The organism is Shewanella sp. GD04112 (genome assembly GCF_029835735.1).
In the GTDB taxonomy this organism is placed as follows: Bacteria; Pseudomonadota; Gammaproteobacteria; order Enterobacterales; family Shewanellaceae; genus Shewanella.
This window is the reverse complement of the sequence record NZ_JAOEAL010000001.1, coordinates 4,427,809-4,454,803: the sequence shown is the minus strand read 5'-3', so window position 1 is coordinate 4,454,803 and position 26,995 is coordinate 4,427,809. Positions and strand designations below refer to the sequence as shown.

Annotated in this window: 22 protein-coding genes and 3 pseudogenes; 17 read left to right on the top strand and 8 right to left on the bottom strand. The window is 46.7% G+C overall.

What is annotated here, in order from left to right; all coding sequences use genetic code 11:
* Window positions 1–35 precede the first annotated feature (35 nt).
* From N7386_RS19555 to coaBC, 4 genes are all read right to left on the bottom strand, one after another.
* The gene (locus tag N7386_RS19555; protein WP_279770459.1) at window positions 36–2,021 is read right to left on the bottom strand and encodes a S9 family peptidase; all 1,986 of its coding nucleotides are present in this window, start codon (window positions 2,019–2,021) and stop codon (window positions 36–38) included.
* Window positions 2,022–2,156: 135 nt separating this feature from the next.
* Window positions 2,157–2,750, bottom strand: a complete 594-nt coding sequence (gene slmA, locus N7386_RS19550; RefSeq protein ID WP_011624325.1) for a nucleoid occlusion factor SlmA — start codon at window positions 2,748–2,750, stop codon at window positions 2,157–2,159.
* Window positions 2,751–2,780: 30 nt separating this feature from the next.
* Window positions 2,781–3,239: a dUTP diphosphatase gene (gene dut, locus N7386_RS19545; RefSeq protein ID WP_011624324.1), complete on the bottom strand. Its 459-nt coding sequence runs from the start codon at window positions 3,237–3,239 to the stop codon at window positions 2,781–2,783.
* Window positions 3,240–4,469 (bottom strand): bifunctional phosphopantothenoylcysteine decarboxylase/phosphopantothenate--cysteine ligase CoaBC, encoded by a 1,230-nt coding sequence (gene coaBC / locus N7386_RS19540; protein ID WP_279771079.1) that lies wholly within the window; start codon window positions 4,467–4,469, stop codon window positions 3,240–3,242.
* A gap of 122 nt (window positions 4,470–4,591) precedes the next feature.
* On the opposite strand from coaBC, the gene radC reads away from it, so the two are divergent.
* The 8 genes from radC to N7386_RS19500 all read left to right on the top strand — a co-directional run bounded on the left by radC (window position 4,592) and on the right by N7386_RS19500 (window position 10,590).
* Window positions 4,592–5,269, top strand: a complete 678-nt coding sequence (gene radC / locus N7386_RS19535) for a DNA repair protein RadC (RefSeq protein ID WP_011624904.1) — start codon at window positions 4,592–4,594, stop codon at window positions 5,267–5,269.
* 122 nt (window positions 5,270–5,391) lie between these two features.
* Window positions 5,392–5,628, top strand: coding sequence for a 50S ribosomal protein L28 (gene rpmB / locus N7386_RS19530; RefSeq protein ID WP_006079870.1), 237 nt, complete (start codon window positions 5,392–5,394; stop codon window positions 5,626–5,628).
* A 6-nt stretch (window positions 5,629–5,634) separates the two neighbouring features.
* Window positions 5,635–5,808 carry a 50S ribosomal protein L33 gene (rpmG, locus tag N7386_RS19525; protein WP_006079871.1) on the top strand — a complete coding sequence of 58 codons (174 nt, stop codon included), beginning with the start codon at window positions 5,635–5,637 and terminating at the stop codon, window positions 5,806–5,808.
* 323 nt (window positions 5,809–6,131) lie between these two features.
* Window positions 6,132–7,451 (top strand): amino-acid N-acetyltransferase, encoded by a 1,320-nt coding sequence (gene argA, locus N7386_RS19520; protein WP_055647679.1) that lies wholly within the window; start codon window positions 6,132–6,134, stop codon window positions 7,449–7,451.
* 103 nt (window positions 7,452–7,554) lie between these two features.
* Window positions 7,555–7,725, top strand: coding sequence for a hypothetical protein (locus N7386_RS19515; protein ID WP_279770454.1), 171 nt, complete (start codon window positions 7,555–7,557; stop codon window positions 7,723–7,725).
* Window positions 7,726–8,116: 391 nt separating this feature from the next.
* Window positions 8,117–9,064, top strand: a complete 948-nt coding sequence (locus N7386_RS19510; RefSeq protein WP_279770452.1) for a hypothetical protein — start codon at window positions 8,117–8,119, stop codon at window positions 9,062–9,064.
* 46 nt (window positions 9,065–9,110) lie between these two features.
* Window positions 9,111–10,121, top strand: coding sequence for a radical SAM protein (locus N7386_RS19505; protein ID WP_279770450.1), 1,011 nt, complete (start codon window positions 9,111–9,113; stop codon window positions 10,119–10,121).
* A gap of 28 nt (window positions 10,122–10,149) precedes the next feature.
* Complete coding sequence (locus N7386_RS19500; protein ID WP_140906933.1) at window positions 10,150–10,590, top strand: hypothetical protein; 441 nt, start codon at window positions 10,150–10,152, stop codon at window positions 10,588–10,590.
* A 244-nt stretch (window positions 10,591–10,834) separates the two neighbouring features.
* Here the strand turns inward: N7386_RS19500 and N7386_RS19495 are convergent.
* A pseudogene (locus tag N7386_RS19495) lies at window positions 10,835–11,815 on the bottom strand (IS5 family transposase).
* Between the two features lie 65 nt (window positions 11,816–11,880).
* Here N7386_RS19495 and N7386_RS19490 point away from each other — a divergent pair.
* Window positions 11,881–12,003, top strand: a pseudogene (locus tag N7386_RS19490) (IS5/IS1182 family transposase); the annotation flags it as partial.
* 317 nt (window positions 12,004–12,320) lie between these two features.
* A pseudogene (locus tag N7386_RS19485) lies at window positions 12,321–12,680 on the top strand (PH domain-containing protein); the annotation flags it as partial.
* Between the two features lie 64 nt (window positions 12,681–12,744).
* Here the strand turns inward: N7386_RS19485 and rarD are convergent.
* Window positions 12,745–13,632 carry an EamA family transporter RarD gene (gene rarD / locus N7386_RS19480; RefSeq protein ID WP_279770448.1) on the bottom strand — a complete coding sequence of 296 codons (888 nt, stop codon included), beginning with the start codon at window positions 13,630–13,632 and terminating at the stop codon, window positions 12,745–12,747.
* Between the two features lie 216 nt (window positions 13,633–13,848).
* Window positions 13,849–14,313, bottom strand: coding sequence for a thioesterase family protein (locus N7386_RS19475; protein WP_011718513.1), 465 nt, complete (start codon window positions 14,311–14,313; stop codon window positions 13,849–13,851).
* A gap of 276 nt (window positions 14,314–14,589) precedes the next feature.
* Here N7386_RS19475 and recQ point away from each other — a divergent pair, with 276 nt between their 5' ends.
* Window positions 14,590–16,413 (top strand): DNA helicase RecQ, encoded by a 1,824-nt coding sequence (gene recQ / locus N7386_RS19470; protein ID WP_037422886.1) that lies wholly within the window; start codon window positions 14,590–14,592, stop codon window positions 16,411–16,413.
* Here recQ and N7386_RS19465 read toward each other — a convergent pair.
* A complete protein-coding gene (locus N7386_RS19465) occupies window positions 16,395–18,173 on the bottom strand; it encodes a diguanylate cyclase (RefSeq protein ID WP_279770447.1) in 1,779 nt (592 codons plus the stop codon). The genes recQ and N7386_RS19465 overlap by 19 nt on opposite strands.
* A 496-nt stretch (window positions 18,174–18,669) precedes the next feature.
* Between N7386_RS19465 and leuA the strand changes: the two genes are divergently transcribed.
* The 6 genes from leuA to glpK all read left to right on the top strand — a co-directional run bounded on the left by leuA (window position 18,670) and on the right by glpK (window position 26,988).
* On the top strand, window positions 18,670–20,238 hold the full coding sequence (gene leuA / locus N7386_RS19460; protein WP_011718510.1) for a 2-isopropylmalate synthase: 1,569 nt from the start codon (window positions 18,670–18,672) through the stop codon (window positions 20,236–20,238).
* A gap of 51 nt (window positions 20,239–20,289) precedes the next feature.
* On the top strand, window positions 20,290–21,384 hold the full coding sequence (gene leuB / locus N7386_RS19455) for a 3-isopropylmalate dehydrogenase (RefSeq protein ID WP_220054048.1): 1,095 nt from the start codon (window positions 20,290–20,292) through the stop codon (window positions 21,382–21,384).
* Entirely contained in the window at window positions 21,384–22,808 is a 1,425-nt protein-coding gene (leuC, locus tag N7386_RS19450; protein ID WP_279770445.1) for a 3-isopropylmalate dehydratase large subunit, read from the top strand. The genes leuB and leuC overlap by 1 nt, the downstream gene beginning before the upstream one ends.
* Window positions 22,809–22,832: 24 nt before the next feature.
* Complete coding sequence (gene leuD / locus N7386_RS19445; protein ID WP_086903068.1) at window positions 22,833–23,438, top strand: 3-isopropylmalate dehydratase small subunit; 606 nt, start codon at window positions 22,833–22,835, stop codon at window positions 23,436–23,438.
* A gap of 527 nt (window positions 23,439–23,965) precedes the next feature.
* Window positions 23,966–25,315 (top strand): outer membrane protein transport protein, encoded by a 1,350-nt coding sequence (locus N7386_RS19440; protein ID WP_279770443.1) that lies wholly within the window; start codon window positions 23,966–23,968, stop codon window positions 25,313–25,315.
* Between the two features lie 188 nt (window positions 25,316–25,503).
* On the top strand, window positions 25,504–26,988 hold the full coding sequence (gene glpK / locus N7386_RS19435) for a glycerol kinase GlpK (RefSeq protein ID WP_279770441.1): 1,485 nt from the start codon (window positions 25,504–25,506) through the stop codon (window positions 26,986–26,988).
* Window positions 26,989–26,995: the final 7 nt, after the last annotated feature.

Sequence of the window (26,995 nt, the reverse complement as noted above, 5' to 3'; positions counted from 1 at the left end):
GAAACGTCAACATGCTCTAGTTATTTTAGTGAGTGCTAAAGTTTTAAGTTGGTTTTTAAGAAGCTCAGCATCTGATCGTAATACTTGGCTCTATGCTCATCGTTATAAAAACCGTGGCCTTCGTTATCCATCACCAGTTTTTGATAGGGATAATTATGGGCTTTGAGGGCTTTTTCGAGTGATTCGAGTTGTTCAATCGGCGCTCGCTCATCGTCACCACCGTGCACCAGTAAAAGGTTCGCTTTTAATTTAGCAACGTTCTCAGAGGGAGACATGGCTTTTAGGGTGGCTGTGTCTTGGCCAAGCACGTCCTTAAGATAGCTTGTGCCTGAACGTGTTCTGGCGACGTCACCTTCATCAAACATCAACTCCAGATCATACACACCGGCAAACCCAACCGCGCATTTAAACATATCGGGTGCTAATACGGCGCTTTGTAGTGCGCTATAGCCGCCAAAGCTACCTCCTGCGATACACACCCGTTCCTTATCGGCAAAGCCTTGATCAATCACATATTGAGTTGCATCGATAATATCGTGCTGAATATCCGATCCCCACTTTTGATAGCCTGCTTGCTCGAAACGCTCGCCATAACCACCTGAGCCACGGAAGTTAACCTGCAACACCGCCATACCATTTTGAGCAAGTAGTTGGTTTTGTGGGTCAAAACCCCACCAGTCACGAATGCCATGGGGACCACCATGGGGATTCACGACCAAAGGGAGATTTTTGGCTTCTTTGCCGAAGGGTAAGGTTAAGTAGCCATGGATTTTCTGGCCATCACGGTTGGTGAAACTAATAGGTTTAACCTCCGCCATTTGCTCTGGGTCGAGCCATTTGCGGGCGGTGGCTAGATACTCTAGCTTGAGCTTTTTCGTATCAAACACATAGTAATCACCGGGATTGCGGTCGTTAAATGCAATCACCACCAGTTGCTCACCATTACGGGTTTCGCTGACAATCCGTACTTGATGCCCGGGTAGAGCTGCAATTAAATCCTTGAGTAGTTTGGCGTGGCTATCGTTGTTATCGACAAAGGCATAACTGGGATAGCCATTTTCAAATTCAACGGCATACAGCTGCTTATTGGTGCCATTGATCCAGAAGTTGCTGGGATCAACCACCTCATCTTGAATGATCTCGGCCTTCTCGCCTGTTTCGAGGTTGATGCGATAGACGCCTAAGGTTTCAGTACCCTTGCGACCGGCAGCATAGATGATATTTTTATTATCAGCGAAAGAGATAGGCGTAAAATCACTTAAGCCAAGGTTAAGTTTATCGGTGTTTACCCATTCGCCATCTTTGCGGTAAAAGACTTTAGTGATATTTTTGCCATCTTCCCCTGCCACAAAGCGGACTTCACCCTCATGGTCTGTCATAAAGCGTGCTCGGCCAATGGGGGAGCCTGTTATACGTTTACGAACCCCGCTAAAAAGGTCTACGCGGTAAACATCCTGAAGTGTTTCACTAAAGTTCGGGGCACCACCCCATGGGATCGCATTGACTAACATATAACGCTCGTCATCAGGCAGGGGATCGAGAATAAAGGCGGTAGCACTTATAGGTGTATTTTTCTTGAGATTCGAGCCGGTTTGTTGCTCGCCGCTGTTATAACCAAATAAATATTTAGGGCGAGAACCATCGGCGTTGACCGCCATTAATTCGCCGTAGTATTGGGGCACATCGGTCCAGCCCTTAAGGTATTCTTTTGCCAGCACAATGCGTTCGCTATTGGCCCACTCATAGGTGCCTACCTGTGCATTACTTGGAAAGCGAATCGCATTCAGCAGTTTTTTGGTTTGAGCATCCAATACTATAAGTACATTTTTACCCTCGACACTGGTAATTGCACTTAAGTATTTACCAGTAGGAGATATTTTTACGTTCGCGTATTCATCGCCTCGGCTAAATAATTGGGATTGTGATAGGGCATTTGTCGCCGAGGTTTCGGCCGCGAATGTGCTGAAAGACATAATAGGCAAGCAAATTACGGCCAATGCAGCAAATGGCAAAGATTTCATCTGACATCCTTGTAATATTATTGTGGTTTTTGTTTTGAAAATGTTTATTTGAGATTAAAACAAAAGAAATACCGATACAAGAAGTAGGGGATAAAAGAAAGGACGGTGATTACCGTCCTTTGTATTGAAAAATCATTAGCTTTGTAACAGCTGATGCTGAATAAAGCGCCACTGTTCATCGAAGTGCTGCGTTGGTTTGAGTTTAAACTCGCTGCGCACAAATTGGGCGATTCGCCCTTCGGCGAAGGCTAATAGCAAATTAGCTAAAATAGCCTCATCTAAATTAAAGCCTTTCCCTTCACGTAGGGTTTTTTCCCGCAGAATTTGCTTGAGTTGGGTTTCAATTTTGGCAAATAGGGTGCTGATACGACTGCGTAGACGCTCGTTTTCACCTAAGAGTGCATCGCCATTGAGTACCCGAGAGATCCCAGGGTTGCGCTCGGCGAAAATCAACAGCAGTTGTAGCACTAATTGGCAACGTCTCATGGTGTCTTTTTCATCGTCCATGATGATGTTGATGCGGGAGAGTAGTGACTCTTCAATAAACTCAATTAACCCTTCAAACATCCGCGCCTTACTCGGAAAGTGGCGATAGAGTGCAGCTTCCGATACACCGACCTCAGAGGCGAGTTTAGCGGTGGTAATACGTTGTCCTGGACTGGTTTCTAGCATTTGCGCTAGGCATTGCAGTATGTGTTCACGACGATTAATTTTTGGGCTTACAGCCATTGCAGTATCCTTGCTCAATATCGATGCTGGTTATTTAGTGCCAGAATGGCCAAATCCACCTTCACCACGATCTGAGCTGTCGAACTCATCAACGAGTTTGAATTGTGCTTGTACTACAGGAACAAACACGAGTTGTGCGAGACGATCACCAATTTCTAACGTAAATGGGGTATCGCTGCGGTTCCAGCAAGAAACCATCAAGGGACCTTGATAATCTGAATCGATAAGCCCAACCAGATTACCGAGTACGATACCATGCTTATGACCAAGGCCTGAACGGGGCAGGATCACGGCGGCAAGGCCTGGGTCTGCCACGTGGATGGCGATGCCCGTCGGGATTAACTGAGTCTCACCTGGGGCTATCGTCATTGTGGTATCTATCATGGCGCGAAGATCCATTCCCGCGCTGCCAGGCGTGGCATAGGCGGGCAAGGGGAATTCAGAACCAATACGGGAATCGAGGATCTTTAATTCAATCGGTGTTTTCATTTATTTTGTTTTTTCTTTCACTATCAACGAAAGTAATTGCCGAGCCAACGTGAGCTTATCGGTAGCAGGCAAATCTTGACTCCCCTGCGGCCAGAATACACGCAGGGCATTGGCATCGGCATTAAAGCCAAGGCCAGCAACGGATACATCGTTTGCGGCGATCATATTCAAGTTTTTGCGTTTGAGTTTATCGCGGGCGTAGGTTTCTACATCATGGGTTTCGGCGGCAAATCCCACCACAAAAGGACGGGTTGCCAAGCTTGCGACCGTCGCTAAGATATCAGGATTCCTCACCAGCGCAAGTTGCATTTCTTCGGCGGACTTTTTGATCTTACAGTCCGCAATATCACTGACGCGATAGTCGGCAACCGCCGCGCAGCCAATGAAAATATCTTTTTTATCAACATTATCCATCACAGCGTCGAGCATGTTTTGCGCGGATTCGACATTGATTCGCGTCACCCCCTCAGGGGTGGCTAAATTTACTGGACCTGAGACCAAGGTCACAGCGGCGCCCATGTCGGCGGCGGCTTTAGCTAAGGCGAATCCCATCTTGCCTGAGCTGTGATTAGAGATATAACGCACCGGATCGATAGCTTCGCGGGTTGGTCCTGCGGTAATGAGCACCGACTGGCCCGCTAGCGGCTGAGTTTCCTGTTCAGCATAGACATCTTTTGTTGCAAAAAAGCGACTGGCTAATTCTGCGATTTCTAACGGTTCGAGCATACGGCCAGGGCCTACTTCGCCGCAGGCTTGGCTGCCGCTGGCGGGGCCCCACAGGGTATAACCTCGGCCTTGTAAACTCGCTAAATTGGCTTGGGTTGCGACATTGCGATACATCTGTTGATTCATCGCGGGGCACAGGGCTATCGGCGCTTCGGTCGCAAGACAAGTGGTGGTGATAAGCTCATCCGCCATGCCCGCATTGATACGGGCCAGTAAATTCGCGGTGGCGGGGGCAATAATCATCAAATCCGCCCAGCGCGCGAGCTCGATATGTCCCATTGCCGCTTCGGCAGCCGGATCGAGTAAACTTGATGCCACGGGATGGCCTGATAAGGCTTGCAGAGTGAGAGGGGTAATAAATTCCATGGCGCTTTGACTCATCACCACGCGCACATCAAAGCCGCGTTCTTTTAAGCGGCGCACTAAATCCGCACTTTTGTAGGCCGCTATGCCGCCACCAATACCCAGTAGGACGTTTTTCGTTATCAGGCTCACAGACATCATCCGAGATTGAAATAATGTCGCCAACCATACCACAAAGCGACTAATTGGCGTGACTGTCCCAGTTCAAAAAAATCTCGTCCATACTTGTCTAAAGTGAAAATTCGCGCTGACAGGGAGGTCGTATGGCGATTAAGGATTGGCCCGAGGGCGAAGGCCCGCGGGATAAATTACTAGTAAAAGGCGCCGCCCATCTCTCGGATGCAGAATTACTGGCCGTTTTACTGCGAAATGGGCTGAGCGGTTTGAATGCGGTCGACCTTGCGCGCTCACTCATTCATGAATTTGGTGGATTAAGAAGCTTACTTTGCGCACCAAAGCATCAGGTGTGTCGACTTCCGGGCGTGGGACCTGTAAAATACGCCCAGCTTCAAGCCGCGGCTGAATTAGCGAGGCGTGTGGCACAAGAAAACCTGCAGAGAGGTCAGGTTTTGACAAATCCCGATTTAACTCGGGATTATTTAATGAGACAATTAGCTGACCGCTCCTATGAAGTGTTCGCAATTTTGCTGCTGGATAGCCAGCATAGAGTGATTCAATTCGTCGAATTATTCCGCGGAACAATAGATTCAGCTTCGGTGTATCCACGTGAAGTGGTGAGCCTAGTGCTGGAGAAAAAGGCTGCTGCCGTCATAGTGTGTCACAATCATCCGTCTGGTATTGCCGAGCCCAGTCAGGCTGACAGACGAATAACTGAGCGATTAAAAAATGCGTTAGCAACCATAGACGTATCCTTACTGGACCATATGGTTGTTGGTGATCGAGAGATAGTTTCCTTCGCGGAACGAGGCTGGATTAATTAATCTAACGCTTGATCTTACCTCTATGATCGTGTATAAAATGCGCCCTCTTTGTGCCTCGGGCGACGGCCATACGAGGTACATTAATGCTCGAGCGTTAAAATTGTTTTTTGGAGAAGACTGACATGTCAAGAGTATGCCAAGTTACTGGCAAGAAGCCGATGGTTGGTAACAACCGTTCGCACGCAAAAAACGCGACCCGTCGTCGTTTTTTACCTAACCTGCAAAACCACCGTTTCTGGTTAGAAGAAGAAAAACGTTTCGTACAGTTACGTGTATCTACTAAAGGTATCCGTCTGATCGATAAGAAAGGTATTGAAGTTGTTGTTGCTGAACTTCGTGCCCGTGGCGAGAAGGTGTAATAGATCATGGCTAAAGCTAAAGGTAATCGTGAGAAGATCAAATTAGTTTCTACAGCTAAAACTGGTCACTTCTACACAACTGAAAAAAACAAGCGTAACATGCCAGAAAAAATGGAAATCAAAAAATTTGATCCAGTTATTCGTCAGCACGTTATCTACAAAGAAGCAAAAATCAAGTAATCCTTGTTTAGTGTTTCGAGAAAAGCCCCTTATCTAAGGGGCTTTTTTTTGGTCTTTTTTTGGCTTCAAGTCATCAAGTTGAGATAAATCTGTCCCATACTTGGCCAGTGCAGCTAAATCACATCGAGTTAAAAAAATGTGATCATTTATCAAAAATGCAATTTTTTGAAAATATAAGCACTTTATTGTATTAAAACTGCATTTTAATGAGAATAAATTCTTTATTGGTGAATTAAAATGCAATACTATACGCGTGTTTTAGTCATTCACTCCTGGTGTGTCATGTTGGCATTGCCAGCTCAAATATGAGGTGTAAACAACGCGTGCGTACCACTGAACTGGTTGATGGATTTCGTCATTCTGCCCCTTACGTCAATGCCCATAGAGGGAAAACCTTTGTGGTGATGTTGGGTGGCGAGGCTTTAGCACAAAATCAATTTCGCGGCATTTTGAATGACGTGGCGTTGTTACACAGTTTGGGTATTAAAGTGGTGTTGGTGTATGGCGCGAGGCCGCAAATCGATGCAGCGTTAGCCGCCAATGGGATTGAACCCGCCTACCACGAAGGTGTACGTATCACGGATGAAGACTCACTCAAAGTCATTAAGCAAGTCGCGGGTGCATTACAGTTTGATATTACCGCGCGTTTATCGATGAGTTTAAGCAATACGCCGATGCAAGGTGCGCAAATTAACTTAGTCAGCGGTAACTTTGTGATTGCTCAGCCACTGGGCGTCGATAATGGTGTGGATTTTTGTCTAAGCGGCAAAGTGCGCCGTATCGATACTCAAGGGCTTAAGCGTCAGCTCGATAACCACTGTATCGTGTTGATGGGGCCGATTGCTGCATCCGTCACTGGCGAAAGCTTTAACCTCACGGCCGAAGAGATTGCCACTCAGGTTGCTATCAAGCTTAAGGCCGACAAGATGATTGGCTTTAGTTCGCAAAATGGCATCCTCGATCGCAATGGCGATGTGATTGCCGAATTAATGCCAAATGATGCGCAAAATATTCTGACTAAACTTGCTGAGCAAGGTTCTGCCTGTGTGGGCACGATGGCTTTCCTCAAGGCGAGTATTGATGCGTGCCGTAATGGGGTACCCCGTTGTCATTTGGTTAGCTATCTTGATGATGGTGCCTTGCTGCAGGAGTTGTTCTCCCGCGAAGGCATAGGCACGCAAATCGTGACAGAAAGCGCTGAGCGCCTGCGCCGCGCATCGATTAGCGATATTGGCGGCATATTGAATTTAATCCGTCCTCTGGAAGAGCAAGGCATTTTAGTGCGCCGAAGCCGTGAGCAGCTTGAGATTGAGATCGAGCAGTTTATGTTGATTGAGCGAGACGGCTTAGTGATTGGCTGCGCGGCCCTGTATCCGTTCGAGGAGGATAACGCCGGTGAGTTTGCCTGTTTAGTGGTGCATCCAGATTATCGCGATGCGGATAGGGGCAGTCTGCTGCTGAAAAACATCATAGGTCAGGCGCGTCATCGGGGTTATTCCCGTTTGTTTGCCTTGACTACCCGCAGCATTCACTGGTTCTTAGAACATGGCTTTGTGATTGAAGATGTGGATGCATTGCCGCAGAAGAAAAAGCAGTTGTATAACTATCAGCGCCGCTCTAAAATTCTCGCCCTTGATCTGTAAGCTTTTTATGCTTGATAAGATGCCAGCCTAGCGCTGGCATTTTTGTTGACATAATATGTCTTTGTTGGCAGATTAAGCTTTTCTTCCTTAAGGACTGCCCACCATGGTGACTCAGTTTTTCTCCCTCGCGCCTCTGACTCAAACTTCAATTTTAAGCTTTATTATCTTGTTGTTAGGTTTAGCAGGCGTACTGTGGATGTTGTGGGTTAAACCTATGCCGAAAGTGGCTAAATCGGCGAGCTTAGGCATCTTGTTAGTAATGATTGGTGTGTGAGTAGAATAAAGTTTCATACCAAGTAATAAAGATTCATACTAAGTATTAAAGTGTCATACTATAAGGCGGCGTTCTCCAATCGGTACGCTGCCTTTTTTGATTACGGATGCTATGGCTCTAAGAAAGTTCTGCCCCATTCCTTAATTCGTATGACTTAACTAGCTCTGCTTAGTACTGGCCTGTTGGCTAAATTTTAGTAATGCAAAAAGTGTCTACGATATCAGTGGCGATTCAGTTTTGGCATAGTAGTTGACTAATTAGATTGTGAGTGATTTCGATCTGATCACTAGCTACAGATTTAGTTCCCGAATTCAGAAAAAAAGATGTTGACAATTTTAATTTCATCTCTTAATTTCTTATCGATGGATATTATTAATAAATGGATTTTAAAATGAAAAAACTACCTCTTGCTATATTAGGCACTGCAGCCTTATCTATTCCAGTAAAAGCCATTGCACATGATTCAGATGGCTTATATGGCACACCAGATAGCTTGTCTGAACAGCCTCCAAAAATTGAAGAAAGCAGCCTTATAAGGCTACCTATAAATACAGAGCAAAACTTAGCAATTAGTAATCATATTCAGCGTATGTATTCAGATCCAGAATATGCTCAAGATTACATTTATAATAAAGAGGAAATTCTTAAGGAGATGGGGATATCTTTATCAGAAATAGATACCAACCCAAGTGTTAAATTTCTAGAAGTGGTGAGTGACCCAAGATTTAGAGAAGCAAGCAGTACTAGAGATTATGACAATTTTGTCCAATTGTTGGTTGATTATAATCTCGTTAATGCAGATGACTTTTCAAAGCTGGTGCCTCAATATCAATTCTATATTGAACAAAATAAAAGTGAATATGAGAAACTATTCCTGACTAATAACTTATCTTCAGTCAGATTAGGCGATGAAGGTGACTATACTCAGGCTTGTGTTACGTGCATTTCTGCAGTTGCAGTTGCAGTTAATGCCGTTGCTGCTACTAACGTTGCTGTTGCGGTGATCTTGGTAGTTTATGCAGGGACTTATGTTTGGGGTTCTCAAGATCCTTATTCACTACCAAATAATCCAGATGTTAGAGACAGCGAGTTTGGAAAAGTAGCATTGTCAAACACAACCATTGCTAACAACAAAGGGGTAGCATTTTCCGCAGCACAAGCATCAGGCATTCCTAATTTAAGTGATTATATTTATAAAGACATTGCTAAGAGTGAATTGCGAGCTTTTTATACTGCGGCGTACAATCTTGGTTTAATCGATAATGAAGATAATCTTGATTATATAATTCAATCTGCTATTAATGAGCTGGATACTATTAAGCTGCCAAATTTAAAGTAAAGGCATGACGACAAGTTTCCTTATCCTTAAATTATTGGTGAATAATATGTATCAACAATCTCCAAATACAATTACCATTCTTCCTACTTATAGATGTACAGCAGCATGTAAAGAGTGTTGTTTTGAGTCCAATCCAAATTTGAAATCTAGATTATCTAAAGTTGAAATTTTGGAGATAATTGATTCAGGCTGCACCTCATTCCCTGATCTTAAGGTAATAGTGTTCAGTGGGGGCGAATGTTTTACTCTTAAAAGTGACCTTTATGCTGGCATTCAAGCTGTAACATTAAATGGAAAGAAATCGCGTTGCGTAACAAATGGTTATTGGGGTAATACACTTTCGAATGCAAGAAAAATTGTTGCACAGTTAAAAGACGCTGGATTAAGTGAAATTAACTTCAGTACGGGGGTTGACCATCAAGAGTACGTACCTCTTAGTTCGGTTATTAACGCTGCCAAAGCATGTACAGAGTTAGGTATTTGGACCATGATAACAGTTGAAAAAGATACTGAAACCTCATCTTGTAGGGAAACCATCGCGGCAAATCCAGTGATATCGGAATTAGTATCTACTAAAAATCTGAAGATTCAAAATAACACTTGGATGCCTTTCAAAAAAGATTATGTAGATAGAGGTGTGCAAATTCATCAAGAAGATTTGATGCAGGGTTGCGAACAAATATTCACTAATTTAGTTGTCACTCCTCATGGCAGGATATCTGGGTGTTGTGGTTTAACTTTTGAGCACATTCCTGAGATGAAAATCGGTAATATCGGTGATAAAGACGCTCTGAGAAAAGCCTATGATGAGCAATTGAATGATTTTTTGAAAATTTGGATTAAAGTTGACGGCCCAACTTCAATAATTGAACAATTAATGGGTAGTGGATACATAGGAAACTCCATTGGTACAGTTTCTCACAACTGTCAATCTTGTGTTTATTTACACAAAGATCCTAAAATTGTGTCGGCACTAAAGGAAAACTATGAGAAGTATATGCCAAACGTGCTTATGAAATACCATGCTAATGAGTTCATGTCTAAACGTATATCCTAGAAAAACTTGTTATAAAGGAGAGTTGTTCATGCGTTACTTAAATAATCAAATAGGGTATCCTTTTTTTATAATTTATTTCGTTACTTTGGCATCAGTTTTTGCGATTAACAAGTTCGGTATGCAAGAATTTAAAGGCGAAAACGACTTTATAATTTTAATAGTTATATTAAGTATTGTTCTTTTAATGACCTTCAAGTTAAGAGTGAGTGTTGAAGATAAACAACTAACTTTAAGTTACGGAGTTGGTCTATTTAAAAAGAGGTTTGATCTTTCAAATGTTAACAAAGTGACTATGGTAAAAAATAAGTGGTACTGTGGTTGGGGAGTACGAATTTCATCTGAAGGAACTATATACAATATATCAGGCTTCCAAGGAGTTAAAATTGACTTTCGCTCAGGTGTTTCAATCGTAGTTGGAACTAATAAGCCGCTGGAATTATATCAAACGCTTAAAGAGTTAACCTCCTAATGTCGGTTGGATTGGCTTTGTTGCTTAAATCGATGAAACTAAATCAATAAGCTACGATCTGATCGGCTACACCCATTAATCGTCGTAGCCTCATGCCTAAGGAACCTGCGATTAAGTCAGTACGCTGCGGTTTAAATTCACCGAAGTTTCTTCCTCTACTTTTTCCGCACCGATTTTCCCGTCTTGGGCAAAAAAACAGCAGTTTTATCCCACTTTTAGCCAGTTTTCTGGCTTCTACCCGATTTTAGGTAGTCTTCGGCTCATAGCGTAACATCTGGTCCACTCTGACGATGTTGGCCAACGCAAATAACATCGCCAGATGATTATCGTTTTTCACCAAGCCTTTATAGCGAGCTTTCACAAAGCCAAATTGGCACTTAATGATGCGGAATGGATGTTCTACCTTAGCTCTAATGCTAGCCTTCAACTACTCAGTTCTGATGAGCACTTTATTGAGACGTGGATGTTGCTTGAGGGTTCTGACTTTGCCCGGACGTTCTGCTATCAGCCAATCGACCTTCTTATCTGCAAGTACCTTGCGCTTTTCTGCGCCTTGATAACCGGCATCGGCTGACACAAATTGTTCTTCACCGTGTAGCAAGTTTTCCAGCTGATTTAAATCGTGCTCGTTCGCTGACGTGGTCACCAAGCTGTGGGTTAAGCCACTTTTGGCGTCGACGCCGATATGTGCCTTCATCCCAAAGTGCCATTGGTTGCCTTTCTTGGTTTGGTGCATATCGCCGTCACGTTGGTTTTGCTTATTTTTAGTTGAGCTCGGCGCTTCGATAATCGTTGCATCAACTAACGTGCCTTGCGTCATCATGACACCGCATTCACTGAGCCATTGGTTTATGGTGCTGAGTATCTTACGGGCCAGCTTATGCTGCTCCAACAGATGGCGAAAATTCATGATGGTCGTGCGGTCAGGCATGGCGCTATCTAAGGATAGATGTGCAAACAAGCGCATTGATGCAATTTCATAGAGCGCATCTTCCATGGCACCATCACTTAGGTTGTACCAGTGCTGCATGCAGTGGATACGCACCATGGTTTCCAATGGATAAGGACGGCGGCCATTGCCAGCTTTAGGGTAAACAGGTTCGATAACAGCAAGGAGTTTTGCCCAAGGAAGAATCGCATCCATCCGAGACAGGAAGATTTCCTTACGGGTCTGACGGCGTTTACTGGAGAATTCGCTATCGGCAAATGTGAGTTGATGTTCCATGAGCTGACCTGTTCCTTGGCAAACTGGATGAGTACATGATCTCATATCAGGGACTTATTCGCATCATCCCTAAACCTCGTTACAAAACAACCAACTGGACGCAGTACAACAAAGCCTTAATAAACCGTGGTTCTTTAACCTTTTGGATTGATGAAGAAGCGATAGCCGAGTGGAAGCAAAACAAACAAGGCGGGCTGGCGCAATTGAGAGTTTCTACTGTTATGGACAGCAAGCTGTGAGGTGGTGCCATACTTTGGGTAATCCGAAATGACAAAATTAGAGCAAAGGGTCTATCACGTTTATGTCCAGAAACGTGTTTGAATGGGACCGCTCTCTCTGTGGATGCCCAAGACAACCAGTATGATACTTTATTACTCAGTTGTAGCGTGACTCAGACTTTGTAGTAGGAATTAGTATGAATCTTTATTTCTGGGTGAGTATCATTTAAAACGGTACAAACAGGGTTACTTGACTGCTTAGTATGAAACTTTATTCCTCTCCTACAATTGGCGGATTTTCTTGGGTGTTTTATCAATCCCATAATGCTGAAATCGCGCTAACCGACACCGAGCTAAAACTCGATATTCCCTTCTATAAAGTGCAATTAGCGCGTTCCGAACTGTTGGTCGAGCAGGCGCGTCTTATCGACTTGAAGCTGGAGGCGGATTTGGTACCCAGCTTTAAAACCAATGGTATAGGTATGCCAGGGTATCAACTTGGCTGGTTTAATTTGAAGGGGAAGGGCAAGGCATTTGTGGCAGTGACGGATAAATCCGAGCTAGTGTTAGTGCCAACGACACGAGGCTACAATCTGCTCTTGTCTGTGCCCGAGGGCGAGAAGTTTTTAGCCCAGTTACAAAAGTAGGCGGTTAAGTTATACGCTCACTTAACCATGACCGACTTTTGTGACTGTGGGCTACGGCGTGATGTTATCGCGCCGTTTTTCGTTTATAAGCCATATCGAAGGTGAACACTAGCAGGGCGCTCCAGATAAAACCAAAGGTGATGCTCTTCTCGGCATCGAAGGGTTCATTGAATAAGGTTACCGCGAGGATAAACATAATACTCGGGCCGATATATTGGAAAAAGCCGAGCATAGACAATGGAATGCGTACCGCTGCACCAGCAAAACACAATAGTGGAATCGTGGTAACAATCCCGGCTGCCATCAACAATAAATTAAGGTGCCAATCGTTGGTGAGCATATTCGCCGTGGCGCTATCTAAGGTCGCAACCAGATAAACCAATGCGACCGGTAGCAGAATGGCGGTTTCGACTAGCAGACCCGATTTAGCATCCACGTTGACCTTTTTACGTAGCAGAGCATATACCCCGAAGGTGCCCGCTAAGGCGAGGGAGACAATGGGGATTGAGCCAAATGAAATCAACTGAATTAGCACTCCAGTACTGGCTAGCGCAACGGCAAACCATTGCAGCTTACGTAATCTTTCTCCCAAAAACAGCATGCCCAGCAATACATTAAGCAGTGGGTTAATAAAGTAGCCTAAGCTAGCATCGAGCATATGATCATTATTAACGGCCCAGATAAAAAGCAGCCAGTTCCCAGCAATTAACAGGGAGGTGATTGTCAGTACAAGCAGTTGTTTTGGTTGTTTAAATAGTTGGCGCAGTTTGCCAAAACCGCCAATAAACATCATGATGATCACCATAAATACAAATGACCAGATCACCCGATGCAATAAAATTTCGGTCGCAGAAACATGATGAAGCAGTTTGAAATATAAAGGCGCAAACCCCCACATACAGTAAGCACTGACGGCGAGTAGGATCCCTTTGCGGTATTCAGTATCAGGCATGAGAAATCTTCGAAAAACAACAGGACGGCGATTGTAGGAGTGTACGCCGCTCGACTCAAGGTGTGTGCAGCCTCCTTTTTCGTTACAGGATGTCTCTAATGGCGAACGCTAGCGATTAAAAAGGGGAAAATATCTGATTAATCTAGATATTTCCCTTTAGTTTATTGCTGTCGAATGCGGTAAATTAATCTTGAAAAAACGATGGGTGACAAGGGACTAGCCCACCATATAAGTGCCAGTGCCGAAGGCGATATGGGTTCCTTGCTCATTGTGTAACTCCATTCGGCAGACCGAGACGCGATTGCCAGCTCGGATCACACTGCCGGTGCCAGTGAAAATCTGTCCACGCCCGGGGCGCAGGTAATCGACACGCATATCAATAGTGCCTAAGGTTTGCAGCCGTTGCTGTAACTCTTCAACCGTCCAATCATCACGGCTAGCGACCAGTCCTGCAAAGGCGGTGAGCCCTCCTACGACATCAAGCACTGTGGCGGTGACACCACCGTGGAGAATTTGTTGATGAATATTGCCAATGAGCTCTGGCTTCATATTGATCACCACTTCAACGCCATCTATGTCGTATCGCTTGATATCTAGACCCAATAAATTATGAAACGGTACGTGCTGGTCAAACACTTCGGCAACACGTTTGAGTACTTCGGCTTGAATTGGGTTTGTCATGCTGTTCGTCCTTGTAGGCTGTAGGGCTTCTTAGAATAGGGTCGAAACACGCACAATGGCGTTCGACTTAGAGCAATTAATCTACAGCCAAGCCTATGCCTAATGCAACTTAAGCCTTTGTGTGGGGAAATCGTTTTAGGCGTTGTGATAAGCCGTGAAAGTAGGCTAAGCCTATTCCATAGTTGTTCGCGCGGAGGCAGTTTGGGCAAGATGGCGCAAGACAGGAGCGATTCTGTCCTTTAGAATAGGCGCCCTTACTTTTTAGCTAGAAGATCCATGGAAACTCAGTTACTCGACATACATGATGATCCGCTGTCGCAACGCCTAGCGCAGGTGTTTGGCTACCGTGACTTTAGGGACGGTCAGCGCGAGGTTATCGAACGTGTATGCAGTGGTGAGGACTGCCTGGTGATCATGCCCACTGGCGGCGGTAAGAGTCTGTGTTACCAATTGCCCGCACTGCTGATGCCTGGCATTACTATCGTGGTTTCACCACTGATTTCATTAATGAAAGATCAGGTCGACAGCCTGTTGCAGACGGGGGTCAATGCCGCCTATTTAAACTCCTCGCAGCCGCGGGAGCAGAGTGTAGAGGTGCTGAGGCAGCTGCATAGAGGCGAGCTAAAACTGCTTTATGTGTCTCCTGAACGCTTACTTACTGGCGATTTTATCGAGCGCATGCGCTCCCTGCCGCTATCCATGTTTGCCATTGATGAGGCGCACTGCATCAGTCAATGGGGACACGATTTTCGACCTGAATATGCCGCCCTTGGGCAGTTAAAGCAGCTCTTCCCCCATGTGCCAATGATGGCGCTCACCGCCACCGCGGATCAGGCGACGCGACAAAATATTTGCGAGCGCCTAGGGATTAATCCCTTTAAATTACTATCGAGTTTCGATCGGCCCAATATTCGCTATACGGTTGCCGAAAAACTCAATGCCGCGAATCAATTACGACAGTTTTTACTGCAACAAAATGGCAGTAGCGGCATTGTCTACTGTAGCAGTCGACGCCGTGTGGATGAGGTGGCAGAAAGGCTCACCCTGCAAGGGTTTCATGCTAAGGCTTACCATGCGGGCATGACGGCAGAAGAGCGCGGCGAAGTGCAGGATAGCTTCCTTAAAGATCAAATTGATATCGTGGTTGCCACCGTAGCCTTTGGTATGGGGATTAACAAATCCAACGTGCGCTTTGTGGTGCATTACGATATTCCTAAGAGCATCGAAGCCTATTATCAAGAAACCGGTCGAGCGGGGCGCGATGGACTCGAGGCCGAAGCCTTTATGCTGTTTGATCCTGCCGATATTGGGCGAGTGCGCCATCTTATTGAGCAGTCGGAGCCAGGGCCGCAGCAGCAGGTGGATTTCCATAAACTCAATACCATGGCCGCCTTTGCCGAGGCGCAAACCTGTCGGCGCCAAGTGCTGTTGCATTACTTCGATGAAAGCGCATTAGAACCCTGTGGTAACTGTGATATTTGTCTTGACCCGCCTAAGCGTTATAACGGCACCGAAGATGCGCAGAAGGTGCTTTCTTGTATTTATCGACTCGGACAACGCTTTGGTATTAATCACTTAATCGAAGTCTTGCGAGGTTCTAAGGGCGCTGCGATTGTTGATCGTGGCCACGATAAGCTCAGCACTTGGGGAATTGGTAAAGATAAGAGCCATGAGTATTGGCTGAGTGTTATTCGCCAACTGATCCATTTAGGCTTAGCGAGTCAAGATATTACTCGTGGCTCATCCATCACCTTAAATCCCTCTGCAAGGCCAATATTGAAGGGAGAGGTGGCGTTGATGTTGGCTGAGCCGCGTATCCAACTCACCAGCATAAAGCGTAAAACGACACAGTCGAGAGTGCCGCTTAACTATGATCGCAAGTTATTTGCCCGCCTTAAAACACTGCGCCGCACCATTGCCGAAGAGCAGGATGTGCCGCCTTATCTGGTGTTTAACGATGCTACTTTAGCGGAAATGGCGGCTATGATGCCGACAAGCCCTGGGGAAATGCTGGCAGTTAATGGCGTGGGGGAACGTAAACTCAGTCGATTTGGCGGTGAGTTCCTTGATGAAATCGCGGCTTATTTAGCGGGGGAGTAGTCGTTTTGTGTATCGGTCACCTTGAGTTTGCTGAGTTGATTGATGTTGGCACGTTTCACTAAAGAATCCAACGTATCAAACTGTTGCATCACTGCAATCCCGATATTGACCTTGCTTGATCCTTGTGATGTTTGAATTGTGGGCGTTAATTGGTTGACGACTCGTTGTGCGCCGCGGGCGGAGGTGTAAGGTAGCACTATCACAATTTCATCCATCGAATACCGCAATAGTTTGTCCTGCTCACGTAGCTTGTCTTGTAACTTATCCATTAGCGCGGGTAGATCGACTTGGCGAATTTGGCTGGCATTGAGCAGCAACAGCGACAATGGATAATCGCCCTGCTTAGCGCTGTGAAGTGTTAACTCGAGTAGTTGTTGTGGTGGCAGATTTTGGCTGTCTGATCCAGCTGATGGTGCACGATTATTTTGTTTATCAATGAAATACCAAATGGCACCGCCCAAGAAGGCCATGGCGACTAAAAATAGCGTGCTATAGGCCCAATCGATATTGAGCTCTTTCAGTACCGAGGTGTGAGTTGGCTGATTCTCCTTGCTCGCCAGTTGTAGTCCTTGCTGATTTAATCTGGCCTTAAATTGCAGGATACGGGTGTTATTCATCGACTCGTTAGCAAGCTCTGTGGCATCGAAACGTTTTTGCAAATACTCGTAGGCAAGTTTGTAGTTGTCGTGGGTTTGATAATAATCGCTCAAAATGCCATAAAACCACTTTAGATCAGAGTATTGCTTTAATGACTCTCCCTGCTCTATGGCGGAGTTCATAAGGGCTAACGCCGCTTCATCTCTATGTTGTGCAAACCGGATCTGTGCCAATAAACGGGTCGAGCGCATCATCGCTGCCCGTTGGTTTTGCAGCTTAAAAGTGTTCATGGCAATGGAGATGTATTCTTCGGCAGTGTCCATTCGTCCCTTATCGAGGGCGATTGAAGCCAAAACGGCATAACTATAAGCCAGTTCTAAGGGAGAGCCGATTTCGGGTAACAAGGCTTTTGCCTGTTTCTCCAGTTGGTCGCTGTATTCTCTATCTTGATTATCTAACGCGAGACGCGATGCGTTTAGTAGTAACACATGCCGTGCCTTCCCCTTAGCATCGGGACTGTTGAGTGCCATATTGGTGTAATACATGGCTTGGGGTAAATCATGGGTTGCGTAGAGCAAACTGCCCATAGCGGCATAGACATAGGCCTGCGGCGGCCACACCCAATTTTGAGTCTGGGTATGAATATCGGGATAAATATCGATAGCGATGCGCAAATCTTCGATGGCGGAGGAGAAGTTATCCGTGTTGGTATCGAGTTGCCCCCTTAACCGCAGTGCATCGATTAGGGCTTGAGGTTGCTGATAACGTCTCGCGAGGGTAATCGCTGAATCGAGCAAGGGTAAGGCATCTTGGACATTATCATAATTGAGATAGGCATCGGCCTGACAATTCAAAAAGTAGGGACGTGCCTGATCGAGTTTTAGCTGTTTGGCACTGGCTTCGCCCATCTGGGCAAGGTTGATTGCCGCTTCATTTTCCCCTAATTGCAACAAGTTTTGGCACTTGAGCATACTGAGGCGAAGCCTATCAATATCACTAGAGTTATCAGTGGTTTGTTGTTTCTCTAGTGCGCTAATTTGCGTCAAAGCCTTGGTCGGATACTGATAAATCAGTTCAGCAAGTGCATCGAGTTGGTCGTTAGCACTGACCCCAAAAGGGAATAGCCATAACAACAGGCTAAGCGCTAAGACGCGAAAATCCATTTTTTGCTCCATACCATGCATTAATTCTAATATCCGTAACCGCGGGCGAGGATTATAACGTGTCTCAAGGCTTTTTTGCATAAAAAATGATTTTTTTGTTCAAATTTTGACTTGAGCCATTTTGTGGATTTTTCTCTACTGACAAGGGATTAACGAGAGTCTTGTCGAGTGAATATGGGTAAATTTTGCTATTTTGCAGCAAATAACTCGAAGAACATGAAAAAAATTGGGGTTGACACACTTAAGCAAGCGAGTTAAATATTAACCGTCCTTATTTTGAGTCAATAGAATAAATATTTAATTTAAATGAATAGAATTAGCAGCAAACTCGACCTCCTCCTTCTCTCTCTCGCGCCACAAACGCGGAGGTCTTAGTGTTGCTCGCTCGATAGATAGGCAAAACACTCATAAACCCCGCACCAATGTTGCGGGGTTTTTTGTATCTGAATACGGCAAAAGTTAAATAATGAACGGTGACGTTCCATGGAGAAGCGAGATGTCTAACAGAGTAATTATATTTGATACCACCTTACGTGATGGCGAGCAGGCGTTAGCGGCAAGCCTGTCGGTCAAAGAAAAGTTACAGATCGCCATGGCGTTAGAACGTCTCGGTGTGGATGTAATGGAAGTCGGGTTTCCCGTGTCTTCCCCCGGTGACTTTGAGTCGGTGCAGACTATTGCCCGTACCATCAAAAATAGCCGTGTGTGCGCCTTATCCCGCGCCTTGGAAAAAGATATCGATGCCGCAGCCCAAGCATTATCGGTGGCTGAACAGTTCCGTATTCATACCTTTATCTCCACCTCGACTATCCATGTGGAGAGCAAGTTAAAGCGCTCATTCGAGCAAGTGTTGGAGATGGCGGTAGGCGCAGTGAAGTATGCCCGCAGGTTTACCGATGATGTAGAATTTTCCTGCGAAGATGCGGGGCGCACGCCAATCGACAACCTGTGCCGTATGGTAGAAGCGGCGATTCACGCAGGGGCTCGTACCATCAATATCCCTGATACCGTGGGCTACACAGTGCCAAGCGAGTTTGGGGGCATTATTCAAACCCTGTTTAATCGCGTACCGAATATCGATCAAGCCATTATCTCGGTTCACTGCCATGACGACTTAGGCATGTCGGTGGCTAATTCGATTACCGCCGTACAGCATGGTGCTCGCCAAATCGAATGTACCATGAACGGTATTGGTGAGCGTGCGGGTAACTGCTCCCTAGAAGAAATCGCCATGATCTTAGCGACGCGTAAGAATCTGCTGGGAGTTGAAACTGGGATCAATGCTAAAGAGATCCACCGCACGTCGAATCTGGTCAGCCAGTTGTGCAATATGCCTATTCAGTCGAATAAGGCGATTGTGGGCGCGAATGCCTTTACCCACTCTTCGGGGATTCACCAAGATGGTATGTTAAAGGCGCAAAACACCTATGAAATCATGACGCCAGAGAGCATCGGCCTAAACCGTAACAACCTGAATATGACCTCGCGCTCAGGTCGCCATGTGATTAAGCATCGCATGGAGGAAATGGGCTACAGCGAGCAGGATTTCAATCTGGATGCCCTGTACGAACAGTTTTTACATTTGGCCGATAAAAAGGGTCAAGTCTTCGATTATGACTTAGAAGCCTTAGCCTTTATGGAAGCTCAAGCGGCGGAAGATAACTTCTATCAATTACAGCAGTTAGTGGTGCAGTCCGACTCCACCGAAGGCGTGGCCACGGCTACTGTACGCATCGATGTCGGCGGAGAGATTAAAACCGAAGCTGCGACCGGTAATGGTCCCGTCGATGCCGCCTATAACGCCATTGCCCGTGCGACGGACCGTCGTATCGATATCATCAGCTACAAATTGGGTGCTAAGGGCGAGGGGCAAAATGCGCTTGGCCAGGTCGACATTACCGCGGTTTACCATGAACAAAATTTCCACGGTGTTGGGTTAGCGACCGATGTGGTTGAGGCATCAGCCCGTGCGTTAGTGCATGTGATGAACCTGACTTGCCGTGCCGATAAAGTCGCAGATTACAAACAGAATATGCATAAAAACAGAGAGCTGGGTGGCGTCTAACCCAAGCGATATCGAGCATAAAATTTTCACATTGAAGGAGTGAGCGGGCGTATGAGTTATCAAATTGCAGTATTAGCCGGGGATGGTATTGGGCCAGAAGTGATGGCCGAGGCGCGTAAGGTGTTAAAGGCGGTTGAGGCACGTTTTGGTCTTAACATTGAATACTCTGAATATGATGTCGGCGGTATCGCCATCGACAACCATGGTTGTCCATTGCCTGAGGCAACACTGAAAGGTTGTGAAGCGGCCGATGCCATTCTATTCGGTTCAGTCGGCGGTCCTAAATGGGAAAAACTGCCGCCGAATGAGCAGCCAGAGCGTGGTGCATTGCTGCCGCTACGGGGTCACTTCGAACTGTTTTGTAACCTGCGTCCGGCGAAATTGCATGATGGTTTAGAACATATGTCACCGCTTCGCAGCGATATTTCTGCCCGAGGTTTCGATGTTCTCTGTGTGCGTGAGTTAACGGGTGGGATCTACTTTGGTAAACCTAAGGGGCGCCAAGGTGAAGGAGAGAGCGAAGAAGCCTTCGATACCATGCGTTACAGTCGCCGCGAGATTGCCCGTATTGCGCGTATTGCTTTTGAAGCCGCCCGCGGTCGCCGTAAAAAAGTCACTTCGGTCGACAAGGCAAACGTCTTAGCTTGCTCGGTACTGTGGCGCCAAGTAGTAGAAGAAGTGGCGGTGGATTTCCCCGATGTTGAGCTGGAACACATCTATATCGACAACGCGACCATGCAGTTGCTGCGCCGCCCCGATGAGTTTGACGTTATGCTGTGCTCTAACCTGTTTGGCGATATTTTATCGGACGAAATCGCCATGCTGACCGGCTCCATGGGTTTGTTGTCTTCGGCGAGTATGAATAGTACTGGCTTTGGTTTGTTTGAACCCGCTGGTGGCAGCGCGCCGGATATCGCCGGAAAGGGTATTGCTAACCCGATTGCACAAATTTTGTCGGCTGCACTGATGCTACGCCACAGCTTAAAGCAAGAAGAGGCGGCAAGTGCGATTGAACGTGCCGTGAGTAAGGCGCTCAATTCTGGCTATTTAACCGGTGAGCTATTAAGTAGCGACCAACGCCATAAGGCCAAATCGACAGTCGAAATGGGCGACTTTATCGCCGATGCAGTTAAGGCAGGTGTGTAATGACGACTCCTTCAACATCAAACGCTCCGAAAACCCTGTATCAAAAGGTGTGGGATGCCCACGTTGTGGCAACCCCAGAGGGCGAAGCGCCGATCATTTATGTCGACAGACATTTGGTTCATGAAGTGACATCACCCCAAGCCTTTAGTGGCTTAAAAGTGGCGGGGCGTAAGTTACGCGCTCCAGAGAAAACCTTCGCGACCATGGATCACAACACATCAACGCGCAGTGCTAGCTTAGATGCCTTAAGCCCTATGGCGCGCACTCAGGTCGAGACCTTGGCGCAAAACTGCAAAGACTTCGGTGTGCGCTTATATGACATTCACCATCCTAATCAAGGTATTGTGCATGTGATGGGGCCTGAGCTTGGTATCACCTTACCCGGCACAGTGATTGTGTGTGGTGATTCCCATACGGCGACTCATGGTGCCTTTGGCGCCTTGGCTTTCGGTATCGGCACTTCCGAAGTGGAACATGTACTGGCGACGCAAACCCTGCGCCAATTAAAAGCCAAGACCATGAAAATCGAAGTCCGTGGTCAGGTCACCGATGGCGTGACCGCGAAAGATATCGTATTGGCGATTATCGGTAAGATAGGTATGGATGGCGGTACTGGCTATGTAGTTGAGTTTTGTGGTGAGGCCATTGAAGCACTGTCGATGGAAGGGCGCATGACAGTCTGCAATATGGCGATTGAAATGGGCGCTAAGGCGGGCATGGTCGCGCCGGATCAAACCACTTTCGATTACCTAGAAGGCCGTGAGTTTGCGCCAAAGGGCGAAGATTGGGTAGAGGCCGTCACCGCCTGGAAGGCGCTGAAAACCGATGTTGGCGCTGAGTTTGATGCCACCGTCGTGTTAGATGCGGCCGATATCGCGCCGCAGTTGACTTGGGGCACCAACCCTGGACAAGTGGTTGCCATCGATGCGCCCGTGCCTAATCCTGCCGATGAGGCAAATCCGACGATTCGCGCTAGCATGGAAAAGGCCTTGGACTATATCGGCTTAACCGCTGGCACGCCGATGACAGACGTTGCGATTAACAAAGTCTTTATTGGTTCTTGTACTAACTCGCGGATTGAAGATTTGCGCAGCGCGGCGAAACAGGCCAAAGGGCGTAAAGTGGCTTCGGGCGTTACGGCAATCGTAGTGCCGGGTTCTGGCCAAGTGAAGGCACAGGCCGAGGCCGAAGGTTTAGATAAAATCTTTATCGAGGCCGGATTCGAATGGCGCTTACCGGGTTGCTCTATGTGTTTGGCGATGAACGATGACAGATTAGAAGCGGGCGATCGCTGCGCCTCGACCAGCAACCGTAACTTCGAAGGGCGCCAAGGTCGTGGTAGCCGTACCCATTTGGTGAGTCCTGCGATGGCGGCAGCGGCGGCGATTGCTGGGCATTTTGTCGATATCCGTAAACCTTACTAACCGTAATCCCAAGAGGAGAAGTTAATGCAACCTTTTACTAGCCATACCGGGCTTGCGGTCATGATCGACAGCGCCAATATCGATACCGATCAAATTATCCCGAAGCAATTTTTATCTAAGGTGACACGGGATGGATTCGGTGTGCACTTATTCCACGACTGGCGTTATCTCGATGATGCCGGGGATGTGCCCAATCCTGATTTTACTCTAAACAAACCTCGCTATAGCGGTGCGTCGATTCTGCTGGCACAGGAAAACTTTGGCTGTGGCTCCAGCCGTGAACACGCACCATGGGCGCTGGCGGATTTTGGCCTGCGCGCCATTATTGCCCCGAGCTTTGCCGATATTTTTTATGGAAACTCCATCAATAACGGTTTGTTGCCAGTGAAGCTGAGCGCGAATGAAGTGCGTCAGTTAATGGATGAGGTGGCGAGCGAAGAAGGCGCACAAATCACCGTGGACTTAACGACTTGTAAGGTGACATCGCCTTCGGGAGCTGAGTTTAGCTTTACGTTGGCCGAGTCGGCGCGGCATAAATTGCTGAATGGTTTAGATGCCATTGGCTTGACCTTGTCCCACGGAGTGCAGATAGGCGAGTACGAATCACAAATCCCAAGTTGGCGATGCTAAGCATTCGGCGAACACTTGTACCTTAATGGAAGTTAATCTTAAACGCCTAGTTCGAAAACTAGGCGTTTTTATTATCTATGCTTAAGTGCTTAAGTATAATTTGTTGTATTTATTGATTTAAAATGAACACAGTCTTTCCTGTCTCGCAAACAAAATTATCACTAGTGATTTATGCTGAATTTTAATGGATAAAATGGCTTACAAGTGTTTATTGGTTTTATGTCTATTAGTACATTGTTTTTAAATAAATTTAATTGTAAGTGAAGTAACTTTGAAAATGTTTTCAGCAAATGACACTTCGCGTTTTCACTCGTTGTTCTTGTTTTAAAAGTGATTTATCTCACTAAAAATATTGAATGTCTTTTGATGGCTAGTTTTTTTGTCTGTTTTATTCCCGCTTGTTGCAAACATCTTCTGCATCGGTAAACTCCCTCGCATTCAATCTGGAGTGTTTGCTCTATTTTGTGTGAACGCCATTGTGACCAAGTTACTGGCACAGATAACAATAATATTTTCTGAGAATAACAATGCAAAAACGTCTTCTGACTTTGGCTGTGACTGCGGCCTTATTAAGCACAACGACTCAAGTCCATGCTGCGGGTTTCCAACTGGCTGAATACTCAGCGACGGGTTTAGGCCGCGCCTTTGCTGGTGAAGCCGCAATTGCCGATAACGCTTCAGTACAAGGCCGCAACCCAGCAATGCTGACCTATTTAGAAGGCCGTCAGCTGTCTGCGGGTGGTATCTATGTTATGCCTAACGTGGATGTTAAAGGTGATGTGAGCTTAAGCTCGCCATTACTGGGCCCAAATCCCGTTGAAATGAAAGGCGGGGATGCCTTAGATGTGGCCGATGATGCGTTAGTGCCTAACTTCTATTATTCCAATCAGTTAAATGACCAATGGACTTGGGGTCTGGCGGTTAACTCTAACTATGGTCTGTCAACCGAGTTACCTAAAACCCACGCTGCGGCGATTTTCGGTAATAAAACTGCGGTGACCACAGTTGAGTTTAACCCTAACATCGCTTACCGCGTAAATGATGCTGTCAGCGTAGGTGGTGGTGTACGTATCGTTTACGGTGAAGGTGAAATCGGTGCCTCGTTACCGGGTTGGGTCGATGGCATTAAGCCCGCACTACCAGCACAAGTGTCTGCCATGCTACCACCGGGTGGCACTGAGCTGAAAAGCATGAAAGGCGACGACATTGGCTACGGTTGGCAATTAGGCACGAGCTGGCAGATTAATTCTGCACACCGTGTCGGTCTGGCCTATCACAGCGGCGTAAAGCTTGATTTAGAAGGTCATGCATCAGGTGTGATTTACGATGGCGGCCAAAATCTGTCGATTGAAGGTTACATTCCGCTCGAACTGCCTGCATTTGCCGAGCTGTCGTCTTATCACCAATTAACGGATAACTGGGCAATGCATGCCAGCGTTAACTGGACCGATTGGAGCGTATTCGATCAGCTAGTGGCTTACTTCCCTGGCGAAGTTAAACCAAAGGGTGACTTAGAGTCTGACTTAGTCAAAGAAGAGCACTTTGAAGATAACTGGCGCTTTGCCTTAGGTACCACCTATCAAGTCAGCAATGAATGGTTAGTGCGCGCGGGTATGGCCTTAGATAAAACGGCGGCCACTAATGAATGGCGTACTACGACTATCCCTGACTCAGACCGTCTGTGGTTCTCTGTCGGTGCGGGCTATCAGGCAACTAAAAACCTGAATGTTGATTTCGCGCTGACCTATATCCGTGCCACGGGTGATGCGCCAATCAACGAGCAGCAAAATCTGCTTAACCTTGCTACAGTGAGTTTCAACGGTGAAGCGAGTGGTGATGTTTGGTTAGCCGGTATCCAAATGAGCTACAAGATGTAATCATCATCGCTGATGAAAAAGCCCTGAATCTTCAGGGCTTTTTTGTGCCTAAAATAACGTGGCTTGATGCGCATTTGCCAGATGTTGGCTAGTCATGGCCGCCAATTGCGAATATATTCAGAGCATAATCAATGAGTCATTAAGAATCTGCCGATTTGAATATGGCAGAGGACAAATAGGATAGTCGTGTGCAGAAAAAATACGTAGTGGCGTTAGACCAAGGCACAACCAGCTCAAGAGCGATTGTGTTTGACCACGATGCCAATATTGTCAGCGTTTCGCAGCGGGAGTTTACTCAGCTTTATCCAAACCCCGGCTGGGTGGAGCATGATCCCATGGAGATCTGGGCGAGCCAAAGTTCGGTGTTGATCGAATCCCTTGCCAGAGCGGGGATTCACAGCGATGAAGTGGCGGCCATTGGTATCACCAATCAGCGCGAAACCACCATTATCTGGGAAAAGGCCACTGGCAAACCCGTCTACAATGCCATTGTGTGGCAGTGTCGCCGCAGCTCAGAGATCTGTGAGCAACTCAAGGCCCAAGGCTTAGAAGATTATGTGCGGGAGAATACGGGACTCCTGCTCGACCCTTATTTTTCAGGCACTAAGATCAAATGGATCCTCGATAATGTGCCGGATGCGCGTGCGAAGGCCAAACGAGGCGAGCTCTTATTCGGCACGGTCGATACTTGGTTGCTGTGGAAACTCACCGAAGGCAAAGTACATGTGACCGACCCCACCAATGCTGCCCGCACGCTGTTGTTTAATATCCACAGCCTGAGCTGGGACACGACATTGCTTGAGGCGCTCGATATTCCTGCCGCTATGCTGCCTGAAGTGAAACCTTCCTGCAGTGTCTATGGCACAACCCGTATTGCCGGTGAGGGCAGCGAAATTCCACTCGCGGGGATCGCGGGCGACCAACAGGCGGCGCTCTTTGGCCAGCTTTGTGTCGAGCCGGGAATGGCTAAAAACACTTATGGCACTGGCTGCTTTTTATTAATGAATACAGGCAATAAAGCCGTACGTTCATCCCATGGTTTATTAACCACAGTGGCGGTAGGCGCTCAAGGTGAAGTGAATTATGCCCTTGAAGGCTCAGTGTTTATGGGCGGCGCGACCATACAATGGTTACGCGATGAGCTGGGGCTGATCCGCGATGCCAGCGATACCGAATATTTTGCCTCTAAAGTCGCGGATACTAATGGCGTGTATTTAGTGCCTGCCTTTGTCGGGCTTGGCGCTCCCTATTGGGATCCTAATGCCCGTGGCGCACTGTTTGGGTTAACGCGTGGCGCCAACCGTAATCATATTATCCGCGCGGCATTAGAGTCGATTGCCTACCAGAGTAAAGATTTACTCGATGCCATGATTAAGGACAGTGGTGAGCGGCTTAAATCCCTTAAGGTGGATGGCGGCGCAGTTGCTAATGACTTCCTCATGCAATTTCAAGCGGATATCACCGACGTTGAAGTTTTAAGACCGAGCGTGTGTGAGACTACCGCGCTTGGCGCAGCCTTTTTAGCGGGACTGGCGGTTGGCTTTTGGACATCAGTGACCGAACTTAAGCATAAGGCCTGTATCGATAAACACTTCAAACCGAATATTGATGCGAGTCAAAGGGAGCGGTTATATGCGGGCTGGCAAGATGCGGTGGCCAGAACCCGTTCTTAGTTTTTTT

Excerpts from the sequence above, each read along its gene's own strand:
- coaBC (WP_279771079.1), bottom strand. The coding sequence starts at position 4,469 with ATGATGTCTGTGAGCCTGATAACGAAAAACGTCCTACTGGGTATTGGT.
- rarD (WP_279770448.1), bottom strand. The coding sequence starts at position 13,632 with ATGCCTGATACTGAATACCGCAAAGGGATCCTACTCGCCGTCAGTGCT.
- leuD (WP_086903068.1), top strand. The coding sequence starts at position 22,833 with ATGCAACCTTTTACTAGCCATACCGGGCTTGCGGTCATGATCGACAGC.
- N7386_RS19555 (WP_279770459.1), bottom strand. The coding sequence starts at position 2,021 with ATGAAATCTTTGCCATTTGCTGCATTGGCCGTAATTTGCTTGCCTATT.
- N7386_RS19465 (WP_279770447.1), bottom strand. The coding sequence starts at position 18,173 with ATGGATTTTCGCGTCTTAGCGCTTAGCCTGTTGTTATGGCTATTCCCT.
- rpmG (WP_006079871.1), top strand. The coding sequence starts at position 5,635 with ATGGCTAAAGCTAAAGGTAATCGTGAGAAGATCAAATTAGTTTCTACA.
- dut (WP_011624324.1), bottom strand. The coding sequence starts at position 3,239 with ATGAAAACACCGATTGAATTAAAGATCCTCGATTCCCGTATTGGTTCT.
- leuB (WP_220054048.1), top strand. The coding sequence starts at position 20,290 with ATGAGTTATCAAATTGCAGTATTAGCCGGGGATGGTATTGGGCCAGAA.
- rpmB (WP_006079870.1), top strand. The coding sequence starts at position 5,392 with ATGTCAAGAGTATGCCAAGTTACTGGCAAGAAGCCGATGGTTGGTAAC.
- N7386_RS19515 (WP_279770454.1), top strand. The coding sequence starts at position 7,555 with ATGGTGACTCAGTTTTTCTCCCTCGCGCCTCTGACTCAAACTTCAATT.
- N7386_RS19505 (WP_279770450.1), top strand. The coding sequence starts at position 9,111 with ATGTATCAACAATCTCCAAATACAATTACCATTCTTCCTACTTATAGA.
- leuA (WP_011718510.1), top strand. The coding sequence starts at position 18,670 with ATGTCTAACAGAGTAATTATATTTGATACCACCTTACGTGATGGCGAG.
- N7386_RS19500 (WP_140906933.1), top strand. The coding sequence starts at position 10,150 with ATGCGTTACTTAAATAATCAAATAGGGTATCCTTTTTTTATAATTTAT.
- radC (WP_011624904.1), top strand. The coding sequence starts at position 4,592 with ATGGCGATTAAGGATTGGCCCGAGGGCGAAGGCCCGCGGGATAAATTA.
- N7386_RS19510 (WP_279770452.1), top strand. The coding sequence starts at position 8,117 with ATGAAAAAACTACCTCTTGCTATATTAGGCACTGCAGCCTTATCTATT.
- leuC (WP_279770445.1), top strand. The coding sequence starts at position 21,384 with ATGACGACTCCTTCAACATCAAACGCTCCGAAAACCCTGTATCAAAAG.
- N7386_RS19440 (WP_279770443.1), top strand. The coding sequence starts at position 23,966 with ATGCAAAAACGTCTTCTGACTTTGGCTGTGACTGCGGCCTTATTAAGC.
- recQ (WP_037422886.1), top strand. The coding sequence starts at position 14,590 with ATGGAAACTCAGTTACTCGACATACATGATGATCCGCTGTCGCAACGC.
- N7386_RS19475 (WP_011718513.1), bottom strand. The coding sequence starts at position 14,313 with ATGACAAACCCAATTCAAGCCGAAGTACTCAAACGTGTTGCCGAAGTG.
- slmA (WP_011624325.1), bottom strand. The coding sequence starts at position 2,750 with ATGGCTGTAAGCCCAAAAATTAATCGTCGTGAACACATACTGCAATGC.